This window comes from Magnetococcus sp. PR-3, assembly GCF_036689865.1.
Classification (GTDB): domain Bacteria; phylum Pseudomonadota; class Magnetococcia; order Magnetococcales; family Magnetococcaceae; genus Magnetococcus.
On the sequence record NZ_JBAHUQ010000030.1, the window covers coordinates 42,727 to 58,562 of the forward strand.

The 15,836-nt window shown below is 50.4% G+C and carries 23 protein-coding genes; 10 read left to right on the plus strand and 13 right to left on the minus strand.

Annotated features, from left to right (window positions below; translation table 11 throughout):
• Positions 1 to 16 precede the first annotated feature (16 nt).
• The 12 genes from V5T57_RS15450 to V5T57_RS15505 form a co-directional block, all read right to left on the minus strand.
• Positions 17 to 568 carry a hypothetical protein gene (locus tag V5T57_RS15450; protein ID WP_332892144.1) on the minus strand — a complete coding sequence of 184 codons (552 nt, stop codon included), beginning with the start codon at positions 566 to 568 and terminating at the stop codon, positions 17 to 19.
• Positions 565 to 729, minus strand: a complete 165-nt coding sequence (locus tag V5T57_RS15455; protein ID WP_332892145.1) for a hypothetical protein — start codon at positions 727 to 729, stop codon at positions 565 to 567. Before V5T57_RS15455 ends, V5T57_RS15450 begins: the two co-directional genes overlap by 4 nt.
• Positions 726 to 1,874 carry a phosphoadenosine phosphosulfate reductase domain-containing protein gene (locus tag V5T57_RS15460; RefSeq protein WP_332892146.1) on the minus strand — a complete coding sequence of 383 codons (1,149 nt, stop codon included), beginning with the start codon at positions 1,872 to 1,874 and terminating at the stop codon, positions 726 to 728. The genes V5T57_RS15455 and V5T57_RS15460 overlap by 4 nt, the downstream gene beginning before the upstream one ends.
• 312 nt (positions 1,875 to 2,186) lie before the next feature.
• Positions 2,187 to 2,429 (minus strand): DUF2312 domain-containing protein, encoded by a 243-nt coding sequence (locus V5T57_RS15465; RefSeq protein ID WP_442918226.1) that lies wholly within the window; start codon positions 2,427 to 2,429, stop codon positions 2,187 to 2,189.
• 147 nt (positions 2,430 to 2,576) lie between these two features.
• Positions 2,577 to 2,792, minus strand: a complete 216-nt coding sequence (locus V5T57_RS15470; RefSeq protein WP_332892148.1) for a hypothetical protein — start codon at positions 2,790 to 2,792, stop codon at positions 2,577 to 2,579.
• Positions 2,767 to 3,840 (minus strand): oxidoreductase, encoded by a 1,074-nt coding sequence (locus V5T57_RS15475; RefSeq protein WP_332892149.1) that lies wholly within the window; start codon positions 3,838 to 3,840, stop codon positions 2,767 to 2,769. Before V5T57_RS15475 ends, V5T57_RS15470 begins: the two co-directional genes overlap by 26 nt.
• A 9-nt stretch (positions 3,841 to 3,849) precedes the next feature.
• The gene (locus tag V5T57_RS15480) at positions 3,850 to 4,509 is read right to left on the minus strand and encodes a DUF669 domain-containing protein (protein ID WP_332892150.1); all 660 of its coding nucleotides are present in this window, start codon (positions 4,507 to 4,509) and stop codon (positions 3,850 to 3,852) included.
• A 3-nt stretch (positions 4,510 to 4,512) separates the two neighbouring features.
• Positions 4,513 to 5,190 carry an ATP-binding protein gene (locus V5T57_RS15485; protein ID WP_332892151.1) on the minus strand — a complete coding sequence of 226 codons (678 nt, stop codon included), beginning with the start codon at positions 5,188 to 5,190 and terminating at the stop codon, positions 4,513 to 4,515.
• Positions 5,190 to 5,600, minus strand: a complete 411-nt coding sequence (locus tag V5T57_RS15490) for a DUF7173 family protein (RefSeq protein WP_332892152.1) — start codon at positions 5,598 to 5,600, stop codon at positions 5,190 to 5,192. Before V5T57_RS15490 ends, V5T57_RS15485 begins: the two co-directional genes overlap by 1 nt.
• A 405-nt stretch (positions 5,601 to 6,005) precedes the next feature.
• Positions 6,006 to 6,512 (minus strand): hypothetical protein, encoded by a 507-nt coding sequence (locus tag V5T57_RS15495; RefSeq protein ID WP_332892153.1) that lies wholly within the window; start codon positions 6,510 to 6,512, stop codon positions 6,006 to 6,008.
• The gene (locus V5T57_RS15500; protein ID WP_332892154.1) at positions 6,484 to 6,705 is read right to left on the minus strand and encodes a hypothetical protein; all 222 of its coding nucleotides are present in this window, start codon (positions 6,703 to 6,705) and stop codon (positions 6,484 to 6,486) included. Before V5T57_RS15500 ends, V5T57_RS15495 begins: the two co-directional genes overlap by 29 nt.
• A gap of 141 nt (positions 6,706 to 6,846) precedes the next feature.
• Complete coding sequence (locus V5T57_RS15505) at positions 6,847 to 7,704, minus strand: LexA family transcriptional regulator (protein WP_332892155.1); 858 nt, start codon at positions 7,702 to 7,704, stop codon at positions 6,847 to 6,849.
• Positions 7,705 to 7,856: 152 nt separating this feature from the next.
• On the opposite strand from V5T57_RS15505, the gene V5T57_RS15510 reads away from it, so the two are divergent.
• Positions 7,857 to 8,108, plus strand: coding sequence for a hypothetical protein (locus V5T57_RS15510; protein WP_332892156.1), 252 nt, complete (start codon positions 7,857 to 7,859; stop codon positions 8,106 to 8,108).
• A gap of 299 nt (positions 8,109 to 8,407) precedes the next feature.
• Here the strand turns inward: V5T57_RS15510 and V5T57_RS15515 are convergent, their stop codons facing one another.
• Positions 8,408 to 8,944, minus strand: a complete 537-nt coding sequence (locus V5T57_RS15515; RefSeq protein ID WP_332892157.1) for a hypothetical protein — start codon at positions 8,942 to 8,944, stop codon at positions 8,408 to 8,410.
• Positions 8,945 to 9,135: 191 nt separating this feature from the next.
• Here V5T57_RS15515 and V5T57_RS15520 point away from each other — a divergent pair, with 191 nt between their 5' ends.
• The 9 genes from V5T57_RS15520 to V5T57_RS20995 all read left to right on the plus strand — a co-directional run bounded on the left by V5T57_RS15520 (position 9,136) and on the right by V5T57_RS20995 (position 15,766).
• Entirely contained in the window at positions 9,136 to 11,220 is a 2,085-nt protein-coding gene (locus V5T57_RS15520; RefSeq protein WP_332892158.1) for an AAA family ATPase, read from the plus strand.
• Between the two features lie 480 nt (positions 11,221 to 11,700).
• The gene (locus V5T57_RS15525) at positions 11,701 to 12,183 is read left to right on the plus strand and encodes a crossover junction endodeoxyribonuclease RuvC (RefSeq protein WP_332892159.1); all 483 of its coding nucleotides are present in this window, start codon (positions 11,701 to 11,703) and stop codon (positions 12,181 to 12,183) included.
• Positions 12,184 to 12,224: 41 nt separating this feature from the next.
• Complete coding sequence (locus V5T57_RS15530) at positions 12,225 to 12,677, plus strand: hypothetical protein (protein ID WP_332892160.1); 453 nt, start codon at positions 12,225 to 12,227, stop codon at positions 12,675 to 12,677.
• 141 nt (positions 12,678 to 12,818) lie between these two features.
• A complete protein-coding gene (locus V5T57_RS15535) occupies positions 12,819 to 13,718 on the plus strand; it encodes a BstA C-terminal domain-containing protein (RefSeq protein WP_332892161.1) in 900 nt (299 codons plus the stop codon).
• A 200-nt stretch (positions 13,719 to 13,918) separates the two neighbouring features.
• The gene (locus V5T57_RS15540; protein WP_332892162.1) at positions 13,919 to 14,284 is read left to right on the plus strand and encodes a D-Ala-D-Ala carboxypeptidase family metallohydrolase; all 366 of its coding nucleotides are present in this window, start codon (positions 13,919 to 13,921) and stop codon (positions 14,282 to 14,284) included.
• 151 nt (positions 14,285 to 14,435) lie between these two features.
• Positions 14,436 to 14,675 (plus strand): hypothetical protein, encoded by a 240-nt coding sequence (locus V5T57_RS15545; RefSeq protein WP_332892163.1) that lies wholly within the window; start codon positions 14,436 to 14,438, stop codon positions 14,673 to 14,675.
• Between the two features lie 222 nt (positions 14,676 to 14,897).
• The gene (locus tag V5T57_RS15550) at positions 14,898 to 15,071 is read left to right on the plus strand and encodes a hypothetical protein (RefSeq protein WP_332892164.1); all 174 of its coding nucleotides are present in this window, start codon (positions 14,898 to 14,900) and stop codon (positions 15,069 to 15,071) included.
• Positions 15,072 to 15,074: 3 nt separating this feature from the next.
• Positions 15,075 to 15,371: a hypothetical protein gene (locus tag V5T57_RS15555; RefSeq protein WP_332892165.1), complete on the plus strand. Its 297-nt coding sequence runs from the start codon at positions 15,075 to 15,077 to the stop codon at positions 15,369 to 15,371.
• 173 nt (positions 15,372 to 15,544) lie between these two features.
• Positions 15,545 to 15,766, plus strand: coding sequence for an HNH endonuclease signature motif containing protein (locus tag V5T57_RS20995; RefSeq protein WP_442918227.1), 222 nt, complete (start codon positions 15,545 to 15,547; stop codon positions 15,764 to 15,766).
• Positions 15,767 to 15,836: the final 70 nt, after the last annotated feature.

The window sequence follows — 15,836 nt, forward strand, 5'->3', positions numbered from 1 at the left end:
CCGGTTTAGAGGGGGTCTATCGCACACCTTGTGGTTGATGCATGGAGCCATGCTCCAAAAGTTTGATGTGGTGTTTTAATCTGGAAATCTCTTCATGCAGTTTTTCGATAGGGGTTAGCTCTCCAGCTTCATGAACGCCGTAGGCTTTAACCAGGCGCTTGGTGTAGGCCAGTAAAAGTTGGTGCTCAGCAGACGTGTTTTTCCTGTTTTGGAAAGGGGCACTCATATTGCCGTTTGCTTTAAGGGTTTTGATTCTTCCGTTATCTTCCACCCAAAGCAGGCCCCAGCCGTCTGGGAGTTCATGCTTTTGTATGAGCCCTGCCGGACATAGATAAAACCTGTAGCTGCCCATGCCTAGTTCAGGTTCTTGTCGGAATTTCTTTTTTGCATCCGCTAGAAAATCACTGCGAGTAGCCTTGCATTCAATCAAGTAGGTCTGACCTGTGGTGTATCCCATGGCATCTGGCTTTTCAGTTGTAATGATGAACTGCTCTGTAATCACTACATGGATGCGTTTTTTCTTAAGCAAGTACCTTTTTGCGTACAGCACCAGATCTTCGTGGGTCATCCGGCTTTCTCCATGGGTTGGATGCCTAAGTTGGCCGTATGCACAGCTACTGCAATGGGGTCATGATTAACCGCTATGTCAGGATGACGGCCCAAAGCCTGATAAATGCCGGTGGAAGCACCACCACCCCCGGCGAATAGATCAATGATGAGTTCGTTCATGCTGCGTTCTCCGCAAACTGGATCCACTGGACGCTCTCTGTGGGAGAATCACATAAACCCATGGATGATGAGCACTGGGGTGGCTCCTCGGTGGCCGTGAACATGTCTATGTTATAACCACCCTTGCCGGTCATGGCCCAGCGGGCGACATCCTGAACATTTGGCATCTTTAGACCATGATTTATTTGATGAGGGCCTGGAATCTTATCTACTGCAAAGAAACTGGAAATCCCTCTCTTGCTGGAAAGTCCAACCAGACGTTCCCATTTGGTGAGTTTGTCGATTTGTTCTGGGTAGCGCCGGGCAATTTCGGCCATCTCGGCCTTTGTGACGTTAATGCATGGCAGGCACCCAACTCGATTGCAGCCCTTGGTATAGAGAGGGTTTGGCTTTACACCATGGCGCTTGTGAGTTGCGATAACCTTTTCCACATTCCAGTGGATAATGGGCCGGTAGATCGTGTATCCACCTCCTTGACACGCCACCATGTTATCCGTGGCCCGCTTGGGTGACTCTTCCCAGCGGATGCCCTGCCAACTATCAACGGCAAACCCTTTATCCTGCATGGGTATAACCACCTGCTTCATGATTGGATCACGTTTTAATTCATCGGTGCAAAACCGGGCACCTTGTGAGGGAAAACGACCTTTCCACAGGCAGAGATCTAGAAACGGGTTGCCGCTTGGGTGAAGGATATCAAGAGCGGTTTTAAGCGCTTTTTCAATCTCTTCTTCATTTAGTGGTGGCCGTGCTGCTTGCCAGATCCAATCACCATGACGTTGCCATTGATAGATGCTGCTTGGTTGCCAGTCAGGTTTTGGTGTTATGGTCTTTTTGGCCTTGCTCCAGTAACCTGGGTAGGGCTGTTTCCATTCCTCTGGCCATTTGTTGGCTATCGTTTCCCGCTTTCTGGCAATCTGTTTGGAAAAATCCGCACTTACCCTTTGGATGCTCACCCCTGTGACCCTCTCCAGGTAGTCCAGATATTCATGGGTCAATTCATGCTCAAGCCCGGTATCTGCAAAAACGGCTGCATCAATGTGGTACCCGTGTTCCAGTGCGTGTAGCAGCATGGCGGTTGAGTCTTTGCCGCCTGAAATTGATAAGACACGTTTGGCACCGTTCCATCCTGGTTGAATCATCATGCACCCCTAAGGATTGGGAGGTTGGGGTGGTGCTGGGTATGGGGCATCCGAAGTTCCTGGCGAATGGGTGAGCGAGCCATGTGGAACCTAGGGCGATGGCAGAGCGCTAAAGGGGTCGCTAAGCGAAGATAGGCAAAGCGTGCCCGTGTGCGCCTCTGTATTTCGTCCTTATGTGGTTTCATGGTGGCTTCCTTACAAGTTAAGTCTTATGCTTTAAAAAATGCCCGACATGCCCGCATGATGACCTCTAGACAGGCCGGGCCAAAACCCGCCAGTGTTTGCACGTTGACTGGCGGGAGAGGGAGTTTCTATTTAGCGCATACCAAGAGCCTGGAGATAGAGGTGCAACAGGGCTTCCTGTTCGTCCAGCTCATGGCGATCCATTTTGCGGATCTTGATCACCTGGCGCATCACCTTTGGGTCATAGCCTAGGCTTTTGGCCTCCTGGTAGATGTCGGTGATCGCTTCGCCGATGCCTTTTTTTTCCTCTTCAAGGCGCTCGATACGGCCTACCAGTTGTTGGAAGTGACCAGCTTCCATCGGTAGGTTTTCCATCCGCTCTCCCGTCACTTCCGATGCTTTGATCTGTTCGTTCTCGTTTGACATGTCCTGTCCTTCCGCATGTTTCTTTAGGGCAACTCACTGGCCCTTTAAAGTTATCTGGTAAGGGCATTTCAAAGCGGTGGCCGCAACTGCATTCAATTAAAATGGAATGGCCTCCATCCATTGCTCGCACCCTTTCTCACGGTGATCCACTGGAACAGACATGCGCCAGTGATCACAGAAAGCCACCTTGGCTTGATAGAAATCGCATTCATAGCAGGGTGTCACAGTAGGCATGTCCTGTATGGCCTGGATAGTTGCCTGTAACTGTGCAATGGCCCTGCGCTGTTCAGGCGGGGTCAGATACTTCTTCATAATTCAGCACCCTTACGCCAACGCCTTCTTTTAACTGTTCAATCTCAGGTACCCCAGCAGCGCCACAGCCTTTGTATAGCTCAATGCTGGACCATGCGCCTTTCTCTGTGCCATTGACGAAAACGCCACCGTTATCATTCCGTTTGTAGGTCACACCACCACTTTGGGTGATCCCGATATTCTCAGCCCAGGTTATGATTCCTTTGGCGTAAAGATGCTGCTCACACCCATGCTTCTGTTGCTGTAGATCCAACAAAACTGGGCTATGGCTGTTACGCATGCACTGCCATCCCTGGTGATGGCCATCCAGCATGGGAGATCCCCAGGTGCATGACCGACAGGTGGGTACAGGCACAGCCACGCTGTGGCACACCCCATGGTGTTTGCACAGATGTTTGCAGCGGTACCAAGTAGGATCGAGATGAAGCCTTGGAGGTGGCTCCATCGCTACAATGACATCACGGGCCTTGCTGATCTGGTAATCTGCATGAGCCTCATCCAGTTCAACCACCTCGGTATATAGCGTGTCATCATTCTTGTTGACTACGACATAGAGCGCCTTGGTCAATCCGCCCAGCTTCATATAGACCTGCATTTGGGCGTAGTGCTCTGGTTTGGCTTTGCGAACTCCATCCTTCACCAGCTTTTTGAAATTCTTGTCATTACTGGTTTTGAACTCCAACAAGAACCAATCACGCCCCATCTCTGGAAGTCTATGCCCAACACCATCCATGGAGCCGCCGAAGTGACCATTGTGGGCTTCAACACGGTATTGATTGCCGGTGGCATCCACCTCTCGAACATCGACCCCAATCCGTTTCAGGTCGGCAACGATGACTGCTTCTTCTCGCTGACCTCGATCCAGTAAGCGCAACATGCGCCCACCTTTGTTCTCCAAGGTGGCCCAACGAAAGGATAGCCACGCTGCCCGCTCACAATCATCACCGATGATGGAAGCACCCAGGTGGGGGCGGAACCCGTCCCCAGCCCGGCGTTCCCACGCGGCATAGATGCGCTGGGTGATGGTCTGTTCAGGTAGCGTGGCCATCCTATCCCCCTATCCCTGTTGTTGTTGCCAGGGAGGAACCCCAGCGGGTGCCCCGGCTTGCTGGGGCGGCGGGGCAGGGGGCATACCGCCGGCTTGTTGCTGGGGTGATGCAGACTGCTGCTGAAAATTGGGTGCAGCGGCCTGTTGCCCAGCACCAGCCCCCGGATGCGCAGGGGGAGGCGTCTGCGTTTGTGTCGTGGGGGCTGGTTGAGCCGGTGGTTGTTGAATTTGGGGCTGGGCTTGAGGGGGTACGGCTCCAACACCAGCGGCGGGGCTGTAACCCTTTACCTCATTGCTGTATTTGGTTTCATCGCCATCTTTGTAGGATTTAACTTTGACGCTGACAGTCAATGGCTTTCCATGGAGCTCCATGCTGTCATTAACGCCCGGTACATTGACGGCATGGCAGATGGCCGACAGATCACCGTAGGCGATTTCCACAGCCTTGGGATTGGGATTGACCAGATTCAGCCGATCCACAACTTTGCGGCCTGCACATTCACCCTGGAGCACAGTGAATTCCAGTTGCAGGTATTGACCAGTGCCAGCGCTGTTATCCACCATTTCACTGCTAGTGATCTGGGCCACATAATCCCCCGCGGGGATCGGCTCATAAGGTTGATTGGGCTCGACGGTACTGGCGTCGAAATATTGCGGTAACCCTACCATGGATCAAACTCCCGTAATTTTGCTGTTGATGACTGCCAGATCCGGCAGTTCATAAGGCTCCAAAGATCCAGAGCGGTCTTTGGCCATGTATTGAATGTCCTGCATGGTCTGCATCCAGCGCTGTGTTACGCCCTGTTGATCCCGCTCAGAGCGTAGAGCAAAGACGAAATCAAACAGGTATGGAATCTGTTGCGCCAGTTTGTTACCCGGCATGGAGGGGGCATAGAGCACAGCCCCGGTTGCTTCATCTTTCTGGCGCTCCATCTTGGCCGACATATAGACGTTGCGTCCTGGCAGATCCCGAAAGGCCCGGATGGTTTGGAGCATCTTGGTTTGGGTCTCCCCATAGGCCTGCATGGCGTGCTTGGCGTTCTTAAGCTCGTTGGCCAAAACCGCTTCTGCAATTTCAGATAGGCTATCCAGGGCTATCCAATCGTATTGCTGGCCTTCAGGGCTGTTGAGGTAGTTGAATGCCTCAGTCAGAACCGACAGACTTTTCACCTCAATCACGGGGATATCTTCTCCTCGCAAAGAGAGCAGTCCGCTTTCAGCGCTGATGATGATCTTCTTGCCCGGCATGGTGCGGCAAAGCACGGTCTTACCAGCTCCAGCCTGCCCATACACCAGGATTTTGAGACCATGAGTAGCCGCATTGGCTGTGGATGTGATCTGGATGGCCATTATTCGCCACCCTCTTGGGGCAGGGCCTCAAACTTGACCGAGGATTTCCCCTGTTTGCTGGTGACACACCCAGCAGCAAGGGTGTAGAGCTCAGGGTTGTGGTCTTTCAAAGCATTGAGCTTGGTACGGTTTACCTCAACCTTGGTGGTAAAGGGAGTGACATTCTCTGGCAACTGATCTTTGATCTTATCCCAGGCTTCACGATCCACGGAGCGCCGCACATTTCCGGTGGTGGTCACCTTGTAGTAGGTGGATTTGGTGGTTTGTGAGCCCTCTTCCTTAACGCCGGCCAGATCAATTACCCGCTGCTCGGCTGCCAGTACGGCATCCTTGGCAACTTTTTCAACGTTCTTGGCCTCCTGAAGTTCAAACAGGGCCTGATCCAGTTCAGTGGGTTGTGGCTGTGACATGTGGTTTGCTCCCCATTGCTTGATTAATTTTTAAAAGAATGCCCCGTTTGCCGTGTTACGCGGGGCGGACCTGTTCCGTTATGGTGAGTTGGTTTGTTCACTAAGTTGAACAAACTATACGTTCAAATATGAACGAAAGGCAAGATAAAAATTGAACAAATGGTTTATAGTGAGTGGTGTGCTTTTGTTCAATTTTGATGTTTTTGAACAAAAGTAAGTGGATAGGAGGAATAATTCTGAGTGATGGCAATAAAAATCCCCGCACGATGGCGGGGATTGGGGTGGGGCACACAAAAAGAAGAGGGCCATGGTGTAAACCATGGCCCTCTTCAAAATCTAAAAGGTTCTGACGAACCTGCTGCCCATCTTGTGGGTCAGTATCTTAAGCTCAGCGTAAGGGGGGACTTAATTAGCGTTCTTCATTGTGTATATAGTTTCAAACACAAGGCCAAGCATCTCTTGATTGTAGTGCCGCCAGCGCAGGATGTAGAGAAGCTCAAGCATAACTGATTGTGGGATGTCGTCAGGGTCAATCTCGAGATGGACATCAAATACCACGGTTATTGCGGTTTGGTAATGGATGTCAAAAGCTTCTGGATTCTCAATCAAGGACTGGCGCGGGGAGAGGATGTCGCCTCGAATAAGTCTGAACAGGGCTATTCCTGCTAGTTTTGCCGGAGAAATGCCTGTTTCAGGATTACGCCTGCCAATGAAGGCTTTTAAGTCTCTGGTGCATTCTCGGATGGCAACGGAGAATGCGTGCTCACTAAAAACCAGTTCATGAACGTCAAGGCTCTTAGTGTTAGCAAGTTTTTGAGCGTTTTCAATATATGACCCAAATAGTTCCAGCCCAATTAGCTCGAATTCTTCCCCTTTGAGGACTTCAGCTTCCTGCTCTAGAATATTTGTCATCGTAAGCTTTGCACCAATTGAAAGAAGGCTTTATTTTTTTTCGGTTTTTTACTTGGAGAGCGTATTTTTTAAAATCTGTTACGCCGTGGTTTGTGCTGACAGGCTCGCCAAGCATTTCCATGGCGGTACCAACAACACGCTGGGCGCATTCTTCAATCTTTTCTTGGGTGTCTAATTCAGCCAGTGATGGCATGACTGACTCCGTTCTGTGTGGGAGCATTTGTGTTTTTATAACAGAGGCTTCGCCATTCGTCACGCCGACAAAGCATGCTTTCAGTCCGTAGAAGGTACAAAAATTAGAAGCTTTTGTCCATTTTTATGGAGAAATCCTACGTCAAAAATGCAGACTTGAAGACCAGAACACTCGACCAATGATATTTACCTCTAAGAGGTCATCTCCCTTCACGATTTCTTCTGGATGCTTTGCTTCGTTAAGGCTTACAAGCCTTAAACCGTTGGGGATTCGGTACAGAAATTTGACTCTCAACATGTCCCCATGGCGGAAGGCGTAGATCTTTCCGTCCACTACGTTCTTATGCCCAACATCCACACCAATCACGGTGTTATCAGAGAACATGGGTTCCATGGAGTCGCCAGTGACTTTAACTGTGACGGCATTTGTTGGGTCGACACCTGTGCGCCGGAATGTTGAACTGGAGAAGCGTAGTGCTGGCCCGCCATTCTCTTGGCCTCCCATCGAACCGCCACCTGCGGATAATTCAGTTTCCGTAAAAAATTTCACCATCACCTCGTCATCACCTAATGGGGTGGAGGAGTCCCATGGTTCTAATGAACCATATACCTCTCCATCGGCGTGAATTGGATGGTTCTGAAGTTTAACGGTGTTTTTATCTGGATTGTGAGCGTTCGCAACTTCCATGAGCTTTGTGCCTACATTGAAAACTTCACTCAAAGGTGGGGATGGTTCCCGGCCCTCTTTTCGAGCATGTTCTATAGCTTGCTCTACCCCTACCTCTTCATGATTTATCTGGCCACGTTCAATCCAGTAAGGGTTGATGCCAAAAGCCATGCTGATGTTTTCTACTTTATTGGAGTTAGTCCCGTCGTAGTCAGAATTGAGCAGGTTTGAAATCGTTGCCTTACTCACCTTTGAACGACGATGAAGCTCAGCAGGCTTCCAGCCAAAAAAAACAAGCAACTCTTGCAATCTCTTCGCACGACCAGCAGCCATGATTCCCTCCCTAAAAAAAGTGCGGACTACTAAACAATAACACTGATCGGTTCAAAAGTGAACGGACTGAAGGTTCTCTTGAACATTCTTTGTGTTCAGTGTATCGTGTACAAAAATGAACAAAACGTTCGCATGGTCGGGAGAGTTACCACATGAATGAGATTGATATAGCAATTGAGAGAGCAGAGGGTGTCGTTAGCCTAGCAAGATTGGCGGGAACAAGTCATGCCACCCTGATTCGCTGGAAAGAGAATGGCCGATGCAAACAATGGGACGCAGCCAAGCGGATCGCCACAGTAACTGGTACCAGCCTTCTCCATTTGATGGACGGTGGGGTTGCGCCATTTAGTGACGATACACAAAGCCAACTACACCCCGATGTGTTCGGGGAGGGGAAACCATGAGTAAGGTAAAGCCATTGAATAGGCTTTTAAAGCAGGCCAGAGAGAAAGCAGCAGAAGCCGAGCGGCGGGATAAAATCAAAATCTGGGAGCGCCGTGTAACTATGCCGCTATCTGTTGGAGTCGACGGCATGCTCTATCTTAACAGCCCAACCCACATGCTGGTTGGTGTAGCCGTTGTGCCTTTTGTGGATAACAAAGGGCAGAAAATGGGTATGGAGTTTCGCCCCAAACCCATCCCCAAGCCCGTTGGATATGGAGAGCATGAAGCCGTCTTTGTACTGACTCGTGTAGCGCCGATATCAGCTTGGCAAACCAGCGACAATACCGCCCAGCATAGCAGCAATAGCAGGATGGGCGGTGAGGCGACTGATAGAGCCCAAAAGAGTCAGTTTTTCATCTTCAGATATCTCGGACGACTCTTCGATTTTCTGGCGAAGAAGTTCCAAGCAGTTAGCTGAAGACGCGTCACCTGAGTTGCCATGAATTACACCTGCGCCCTGGATAGGGCCAGACATGGAGCCGCTTACATTAATGTGTTGCTCAATGTTCTGCTCTATTGCCGGGAACATGCGGTTGAACTCATTAGGTTCTTCAACTAAATCAATGCCGCTTAAGGTGATTTGAGCATGGCTAAAGAAGGCGTCCAAGCCAAGAACGGGTTCGTATTCAATGTAGCCTGCTTCATGGAGATATGATGCGCTTTGATCAAATTCAAGTTTCTTGAAGCCGCAGCGGGATAGAAGATCATTATAGTCAACGTACTTAGAGGATGGATTGTTTTGCCACCCCTTGTATAGCTCAAGCAAAACAACTCTACGCTGTTCAAATTTATCCATTATATGCCTCCGCTGAAGACTGGTTGTGTCGCAACAACAACTGTAGCAGGGGTGGCCCGCCACATCCAGAGGGGTGTGGCGGGCAATAAAAACCGCCCTTATCGCGCTGACACGCGGGGCGGTTTTCAATAACAACAGAGGAATTATACCTATGACCTCAGGCTCTATCAAGCACAGTAGTGGTCGCGCCCATGGTTGACCTTACGCAAGCTCTAGGCGGGGCGTTTGTGCCGTTACCATCGATAGCACCGAAAATATCACAAATACCAGAGCACCAGCTTCATCAAGAACTCGAAGCTTTTGGGCTGATCAATCCAGACATCATCCCCGATGGTGCTTTACGCCGTTATGGCATTCATGGCGATAAGCCTGGAGAGAAAAATGGCTGGCTAGTGGTTTTTGCGGATCTGGATCTGTGGGCGGCAGCTTGGGGTAGCTGGCGCTATGGGGATAAACACACATGGTCATCGATTGATGAAAGCCGGATGACCATGGATCAGGCTGCAACCTTCAAGGCCCGAATCGAGGAGGCCCGCCGCCGACGCCATGAAGAGCAGTTACGGATCTGGGAAGAGAAAGCTGTTGAGGCACAAAACACGGTGGCCTATCTCTCCCCAGCGCATAGTCACCCCTACCTGGAGCGGAAGCAGGTTTTAGCCATGGGGCAGTTGTTGTCGCGTGGTGATGATTTGCTGCTTCCCATGCGCAATGCTCAGGGAGAGATTCGTTCCTATCAGACCATCCCGGCTGACTCTGAAAAGAAGAAGCTATTTATGCCTGGTGGTGAGGTGTCCGGCTGTTGGTTTCAGATCGGTGATGCCGGACAGACCATGGTGGTGTGTGAGGGCTATGCCACCGGTAGCAGTATCGCCGCTACAACGGGTCTTCCTGTGGCGGTGGCGTTCAATGCAGGCAACCTGAAGCCTGTTGCTGAGGCCCTTCGAGGGAATCACCCGGAATCCCGAATTATCATTGCTGGTGATGAAGATCTCTGGACAGTCGGTATGGATGGCAAGCCCATCAACCCCGGCAGGGAGAAAGCAGAAGCAGCGGCCAAGGCTGTGGGTGGGGAAACGCTATTCCCACCCTTTCGGGATCTCTCAGCCCGCCCAACGGATTTTAATGATCTGGCTGTTTCTGAAGGGTGGGAGAGAGTCAAGACGCTATTTGATCAAGCCTTAACGGCCCCAGTGGCTTTTGATGCCTTTGATGTGGCCACCCTCACAGATGACCGTCCACCACCCCGTCAATGGATCGTGGACCAGTGGATTCCCCACCGTGAAACCACGCTGCTCTATGGCAGTGGTGGAGCCGGGAAAAGCCTTCTGGCGATGCAGATAGCCACCTGCATTAACCTTGGCGAGCCCGTCTTTGGGCTAAAGGCAAAACGCGGTGGAACCCTGCTGTATATGTGTGAGGACGACCATGAAGAACTGCATCGACGCCAGTACGGCATCAACAACCGGTATGGAATCAAAAACGAGAAGCTGACCAATCATCGATGGGTTTCCCGTGTTGGCGAGAGCAATATCTTCATGACCTATAACAGGGATGGGGTTGGGGTACCCACTGAAGTCTATCGGCAGTTTCGTGCTGCTGTGGCCAAGTATCGGCCCTTGCTCGTGATTGTGGATACCGCTGCTGACACCTTTGGTGGAAATGAGAATAACCGCTCCCAGGTGAATGAGTTTATCAAGCGCCTGTTTACCAGCATTGCCAAAGAGTTTGATTGTGCTGTGGTGATCCTGGCGCACCCGTCCAAGTCTGGCGAGGCCAGCGGGGATGGCGGGTCCACGGCCTGGAATGCGGCGGTTCGCTCACGTCTGTTCTTCAAGAAGATCAAGGGTGATAAGGCCCGGTTGATGAAGATGAAGGCCAACGGGGCCAAGGCGGCGGCATCAGCCCAGGAAGTGGCTGATGATGAGAAAATTGACCTGATTTGGAAGGATTGGTCTTACATCCTGGAGGATGCCACACAAGCCCAGGCTGACCCCGAACACGAAGCGTGTAAGCAGGACTTTTTAAGGCTGCTGCAGGATGCCATTGATGATGGTGTCAACATGTCGAACAGCCCTCAATCTCGCACTCAATACGCTCCCGCATTGATGCCCAATATGCGCGGTGCCGAAGGTCTGAAATGGACCAAGTCTGACTATGAAGAAGCGATGATGGACCTCTACTCAAATGGTGTGATTGGCATGGTGGAATATCGTGAAGGAAGTAGTAAATCACGTAAGAAAGGGCTGAGGATTATCGATACATGGGGTGGTGAATAACAGGGTGGGGTGGCACGCAGAAGGTATTGAAAATAAAGAAAGTGGCACGCAGAATTGAGGGTGAATAGCATGATGTAGGTGAAAATGTCCTTACAAAATGCACAGATGGCACGCAGAAGATATTGAAAATAAACAAAGTGGCATGCAGTGGCACGCAGAATCAAATCTGCGTGCCACCCCACCCTGAATATTTGCAGAAAGTGGCATGGAAGTGATTGAAAACATTCAGGTGGCATGCAGAATTTTAGGGTGATGTGCTTGTTTGGTTTGTAAGTTGTTGAAAATATGGTGTTTATGGGTGGCATGCAAACGCCCCTGGGAGCCCCCCCTATAGGGGGATATAAAGACATCCCCCTATTAGGGGGCGGTTGCTCTCCCTGGGGTCGGGCTGGGGGCCCTCCCCAGGAGAGAACCTAAGCTCCCACCCAGAGGGGTTATCCCCAAACGACGAATGAGAACAAAAAACGAGGAGCGAAGCAGATGGGAATCTTGGCATTGGATCTGGGAACAAAACTTGGTTGGGCAATTAGTCACAACGGGTCGGTTGGAAATGTGGATAGCGGATCGGTGGCATTCAAAAAACTGGATCGGTTTGAGGGTGGCGGTATCACCTTCGTGCGGTTTCGCCAGTGGCTGACGGAATTGAAGGATCAATACCGGGATCTGGACATGGTGGTGGTGGAGCAGGTTCGAAATCACAAAGGGGTGGATGCTTCCCACAAGTATGGCGGTCTGCTGGCCACTGTCACCGCTTGGTGTGAACACCATCAAATCCCATACACCAGCGTCGGGGTGGGGCAGATCAAAAAGCACTGGACCGGTAAAGGCAATGCCGGGAAAGAGGAGATGATTGCTGAAGCGAAGGGTAGGGGCTTCAGCCCTGGCGATGACAACGAGGCGGATGCACTGGCGTTGCTGGATTATGTCACCAATGGGCCTGGGATCAATCTGGAAGCAATTTGAGTGGAGAGCTCAAATGTTCGGAGTTATCGGGAGCGTAGAGCATGGATGAAGAGATGGAGGATCTGAAGGCCCAGGCCATGGAAGCTTTGGATCATTGGGGGCATTGGTCAAGAGGCAAGACAGGACCACATGGGCATAGCCGCTCCATGACTGGGATCATCGAGGATAGCTGTCGTGTGGGGGTGGACCTGCGCAGTGGGATCAAGGGGGATGTGGTGCCGCCAGATTCTGTGGCTGAGGCTGTAGAAACAATTCTGACGGTTATGGGTAAGGCTTATCCATTGGAGACAGAAATCATCAAGCTAAGGAAGTCAGAAAGATTGCCTCATGCCTTGGTTGCTAAGCGTCTCATCAAAGCCAAATTGACTAAACGATGGTCTTTATCAAGAGGTACTGTGCAGAAATGGGAGTCTCGGGCAGAAGCTTTGTTTGAGGCTCTATGGCTTAATAAGCAAGGAAGATTGAATGAGTTAGGGGGTTTAAGTGTCAGTTGACAATAAGATCCCTTGGCTAAAGGTTGTTTGTATGGAAATATGGTTTTATCTTCTGCTTGGGTTCCTGTCGGAATGACATGAAAACAATGACTTGAGCGATAATCAATTCAGTTTGGGTACCATGCTTACATGGGGGTTCTGATGTCAACAGATGTTTCAACAGAAACTCAACTCACCTTAGATTTGAAAGTAGAAAAGGAAGCTCATTTTGATGATGTAACAATGGGAGTGCTGAAGGATGGCACTGCCTATATGAATCAAAATGGCTTGGCTAAACTATGCGGTGTCAGCAAGACATCTATAATCAAAATGGCAGATAGCTGGGAAACAGCTTCAGATAATACAATTGCCTGGAAGGTCAAGCAGAGCTTGAAGGCTCAGGGGGTTGTGCTAAGCAAGCCATTTTTAGTTATTGAAGTAGACAATAGAAAGCATAACGCCTATCCAGATTCTGTGTGTATGGCTGTATTGGAGCATTATGCTTTTGAAGCAAGAACACCCAATGAAACTGCTTTGGGTAATTACCGTCTCATGGCTCGCCAGAGTTTGAGACAATTTGTTTATACTCAGGTGGGTTATGATCCCAATAAAATTGTTCCCGATGCATGGCAGCAATTTCACGATAGGGTAACATCTGGTTATCAAAACATCCCTGCTGGTTATTTTAGTGTTTTCAAGGAAATTTCGGATGTAGTGGTTGATCTGATTCGTAATGGGGCAAATTTTGGCCCTGAGTTTGTCCCCGATATTAGTGTAGGCATTGCGTGGGGTAAATATTGGAAAAATGAGAATCTTTCAGCGCAATTTGGAGAAAGAAAAAAATACGATCACAGCTATCCTGACTACTTTGCTCAAGCCTTATCAAACCCTCAAGAAGCCAATTGTTACCCTGAGTCTGCTTTGCCTGAATATCGTCGCTGGATGAGGGAGGTTTATTTGCCAGAGAAACTTCCTCGATACCTTTCCAACCAAGTGAAACGTGGTACTGTGCCAGCCTCTCTCGTTGAGGTGGCAAAACTAACTTATCAAAGTGAAGACTAAAAAAGCGGTTGCTGCTAGCAGAAAACCATGAGAACCTGCCCATGATCAACCGATCACGCGAAGGCCCCGCCTCCCTCTGGAGTGCGGGGCTTTGTCGTTCTGGGGTGATCTACCTGTCTGCTTGCATGTTCCTTTCTTTCGTTGGGTTTGGCTGATGGCCCCGTCTTTATGGCGGGGCCTTTCTTTTTGGGGGTATAGCCATGGATTTCGAATTGAATCATTTCGAACCGCATGAGTTTGCCTGTGCTTGCTGTGGTCAACACCCCATGGATTTCGATTTTGCCATGAAGTTGGACCATGCACGGCATTTGGCGGGCGTCCCCTTCAAAATCACATCGGGCTACCGCTGTGAGAAGCACAACGCCTTTGTAGGCGGAAAGCCGGGAAGCAGCCACACCAAAGGCTGTGCTGTGGATATCGAAGCTGCTGATAGCCACACCCGTTTCCGGGTCATGCTGGGCTTGATTCAGGCTGGCTTCAATCGGATGGGCATTGATTCAGATCGTGGATTCATTCATGTGGATTCTGACCCTGATAAGCCCAAAAACGTTACGTGGGGGTATTGAGATGTCCGGATCGTTTGGTTTCGCTGCCGTTCTGTTCTACCCCGTGATGTGGATTGCTATGCCAATCTGGCGTGTCATGTCCCATTGGTCCGTGGTGTTGGGGCTCTATGCCCTGACCGGCTACATGGCTTTCACAATCTGGGGGTGAGGAATGACCGCTGAACAGTTGATGGCTGAAGTACGTCAGGGGCTTGCTGGATCTGCAGGGCCTGAATTGACCCAGTTGATTCCTACTTTGCCTACAGTGTTGAGCACCGCGTTGGAAATGTTGATGGGTGATTTTGATTATCAACACTCCGATTCGACGGGAAAGGCACAAGCAGCGTGTACCCTGGCATCAACCATCGTGCGTCTGGAACAGGCGTTTGATACCTACATTGAGGAACAGTAATGCGATGGCCACAGGACCTGTACGTCATCCTGACCACCATGGCGGCAATAGGCGCACTGGGCTGGATGCTGCTGATGACGTCGCTGTAGGCCGGGAGCGTGTAGGTGTCGATTGTGGCCGCCCTGGCTGCGTAATGATTACATCCTGCCGGGATATCTATTCCGAGGATCATCTTAACCATGACGGGTCATGCCCGTACTATAAACTTGGAGATCATCAATCATGAAAATCATGATCCTGAATCGTATGCGGGAACCATCTACTTGGCGCGGTGCCTCTTTGTTCCTAGCAGCTATTGGTATGCCCATCGCTCCTGAAATGTGGGAATACATTGTTGGTATCGGAATGGGGTTATCTGGACTGGTTGGTCTGATTACTCCTGATAGCCAGGGTTAAGAAATGGAAGTGTCCTTTGATATTGTGGGAGCCGCGCTTAGTGGTGCTGCTTTTGTTTGGCTTTTGATGAACATGACGTTCATGCGGCGGACAGAGATTAATACAAAGCTGTCAGACCTCGAAGCTAAACTAAACAAAGGCGCTGTTATCCACGCAGAAATCAAGAAGGACATCGAGCACCTTGATAAGACGGTTGGGGAGCTGCGAAGTGCCATTGATGAGTCAATACCAGCTCTCACCGAGGTGTTGAGAGAGATTGTTCCCCACCTCTCTCGTCGTCGGCAGCATGGTGATGGATAATGCCCCAACGTCCCCCCAAGGTCTGTGCCCATCCGGGCTGTGGCAAGGCTACCCATAATCGTCATTGTGTTGTACATGCCAAGGTTGCCCAATCAAGTGGGAACAGGAATGCCAAGCAACGCCAGCAACGTCGAGCCATGGCAACCAACAGCACACAGTGGCGACGGTTAAGAATGTTCCATCTGAGTCGGGAGCCGTTATGCCGGATCTGTAAACGCAAAGGCAAGACAGAGCGAGCAACCGTAGTAGATCACATGGATGGTGATGCGACCAACAACGATAGCGGCAACCTGCAAAGCTTATGCGCATCATGCCATAGCCGGAAGACGGCAAAGCAGGATGGTGGATTCGGGAACTCGGTTATGGGGAGGGGGGTGAAAATCCCTACTACCTGATGCACCCGATACGGGCGCTTAATGATTTTTTTATCGCCGCAGGTTGAAAAAGGAAAAAAGTGTCATGTCA

Coding starts and splice junctions, on each gene's coding strand:
- V5T57_RS15450 (WP_332892144.1), bottom strand. CDS start 568: ATGACCCACGAAGATCTGGTGCTGTACGCAAAAAGGTACTTGCTTAAG.
- V5T57_RS15545 (WP_332892163.1), top strand. CDS start 14,436: ATGACCGCTGAACAGTTGATGGCTGAAGTACGTCAGGGGCTTGCTGGA.
- V5T57_RS15460 (WP_332892146.1), bottom strand. CDS start 1,874: ATGATGATTCAACCAGGATGGAACGGTGCCAAACGTGTCTTATCAATT.
- V5T57_RS20995 (WP_442918227.1), top strand. CDS start 15,545: ATGTTCCATCTGAGTCGGGAGCCGTTATGCCGGATCTGTAAACGCAAA.
- V5T57_RS15535 (WP_332892161.1), top strand. CDS start 12,819: ATGTCAACAGATGTTTCAACAGAAACTCAACTCACCTTAGATTTGAAA.
- V5T57_RS15525 (WP_332892159.1), top strand. CDS start 11,701: ATGGGAATCTTGGCATTGGATCTGGGAACAAAACTTGGTTGGGCAATT.
- V5T57_RS15550 (WP_332892164.1), top strand. CDS start 14,898: ATGAAAATCATGATCCTGAATCGTATGCGGGAACCATCTACTTGGCGC.
- V5T57_RS15555 (WP_332892165.1), top strand. CDS start 15,075: ATGGAAGTGTCCTTTGATATTGTGGGAGCCGCGCTTAGTGGTGCTGCT.
- V5T57_RS15490 (WP_332892152.1), bottom strand. CDS start 5,600: ATGTCACAGCCACAACCCACTGAACTGGATCAGGCCCTGTTTGAACTT.
- V5T57_RS15465 (WP_442918226.1), bottom strand. CDS start 2,429: ATGGAAAACCTACCGATGGAAGCTGGTCACTTCCAACAACTGGTAGGC.
- V5T57_RS15520 (WP_332892158.1), top strand. CDS start 9,136: ATGGTTGACCTTACGCAAGCTCTAGGCGGGGCGTTTGTGCCGTTACCA.
- V5T57_RS15475 (WP_332892149.1), bottom strand. CDS start 3,840: ATGGCCACGCTACCTGAACAGACCATCACCCAGCGCATCTATGCCGCG.
- V5T57_RS15470 (WP_332892148.1), bottom strand. CDS start 2,792: ATGAAGAAGTATCTGACCCCGCCTGAACAGCGCAGGGCCATTGCACAG.
- V5T57_RS15495 (WP_332892153.1), bottom strand. CDS start 6,512: ATGACAAATATTCTAGAGCAGGAAGCTGAAGTCCTCAAAGGGGAAGAA.
- V5T57_RS15500 (WP_332892154.1), bottom strand. CDS start 6,705: ATGCCATCACTGGCTGAATTAGACACCCAAGAAAAGATTGAAGAATGC.
- V5T57_RS15455 (WP_332892145.1), bottom strand. CDS start 729: ATGAACGAACTCATCATTGATCTATTCGCCGGGGGTGGTGGTGCTTCC.
- V5T57_RS15540 (WP_332892162.1), top strand. CDS start 13,919: ATGGATTTCGAATTGAATCATTTCGAACCGCATGAGTTTGCCTGTGCT.
- V5T57_RS15530 (WP_332892160.1), top strand. CDS start 12,225: ATGGATGAAGAGATGGAGGATCTGAAGGCCCAGGCCATGGAAGCTTTG.
- V5T57_RS15515 (WP_332892157.1), bottom strand. CDS start 8,944: ATGGATAAATTTGAACAGCGTAGAGTTGTTTTGCTTGAGCTATACAAG.
- V5T57_RS15510 (WP_332892156.1), top strand. CDS start 7,857: ATGAATGAGATTGATATAGCAATTGAGAGAGCAGAGGGTGTCGTTAGC.
- V5T57_RS15505 (WP_332892155.1), bottom strand. CDS start 7,704: ATGGCTGCTGGTCGTGCGAAGAGATTGCAAGAGTTGCTTGTTTTTTTT.
- V5T57_RS15480 (WP_332892150.1), bottom strand. CDS start 4,509: ATGGTAGGGTTACCGCAATATTTCGACGCCAGTACCGTCGAGCCCAAT.
- V5T57_RS15485 (WP_332892151.1), bottom strand. CDS start 5,190: ATGGCCATCCAGATCACATCCACAGCCAATGCGGCTACTCATGGTCTC.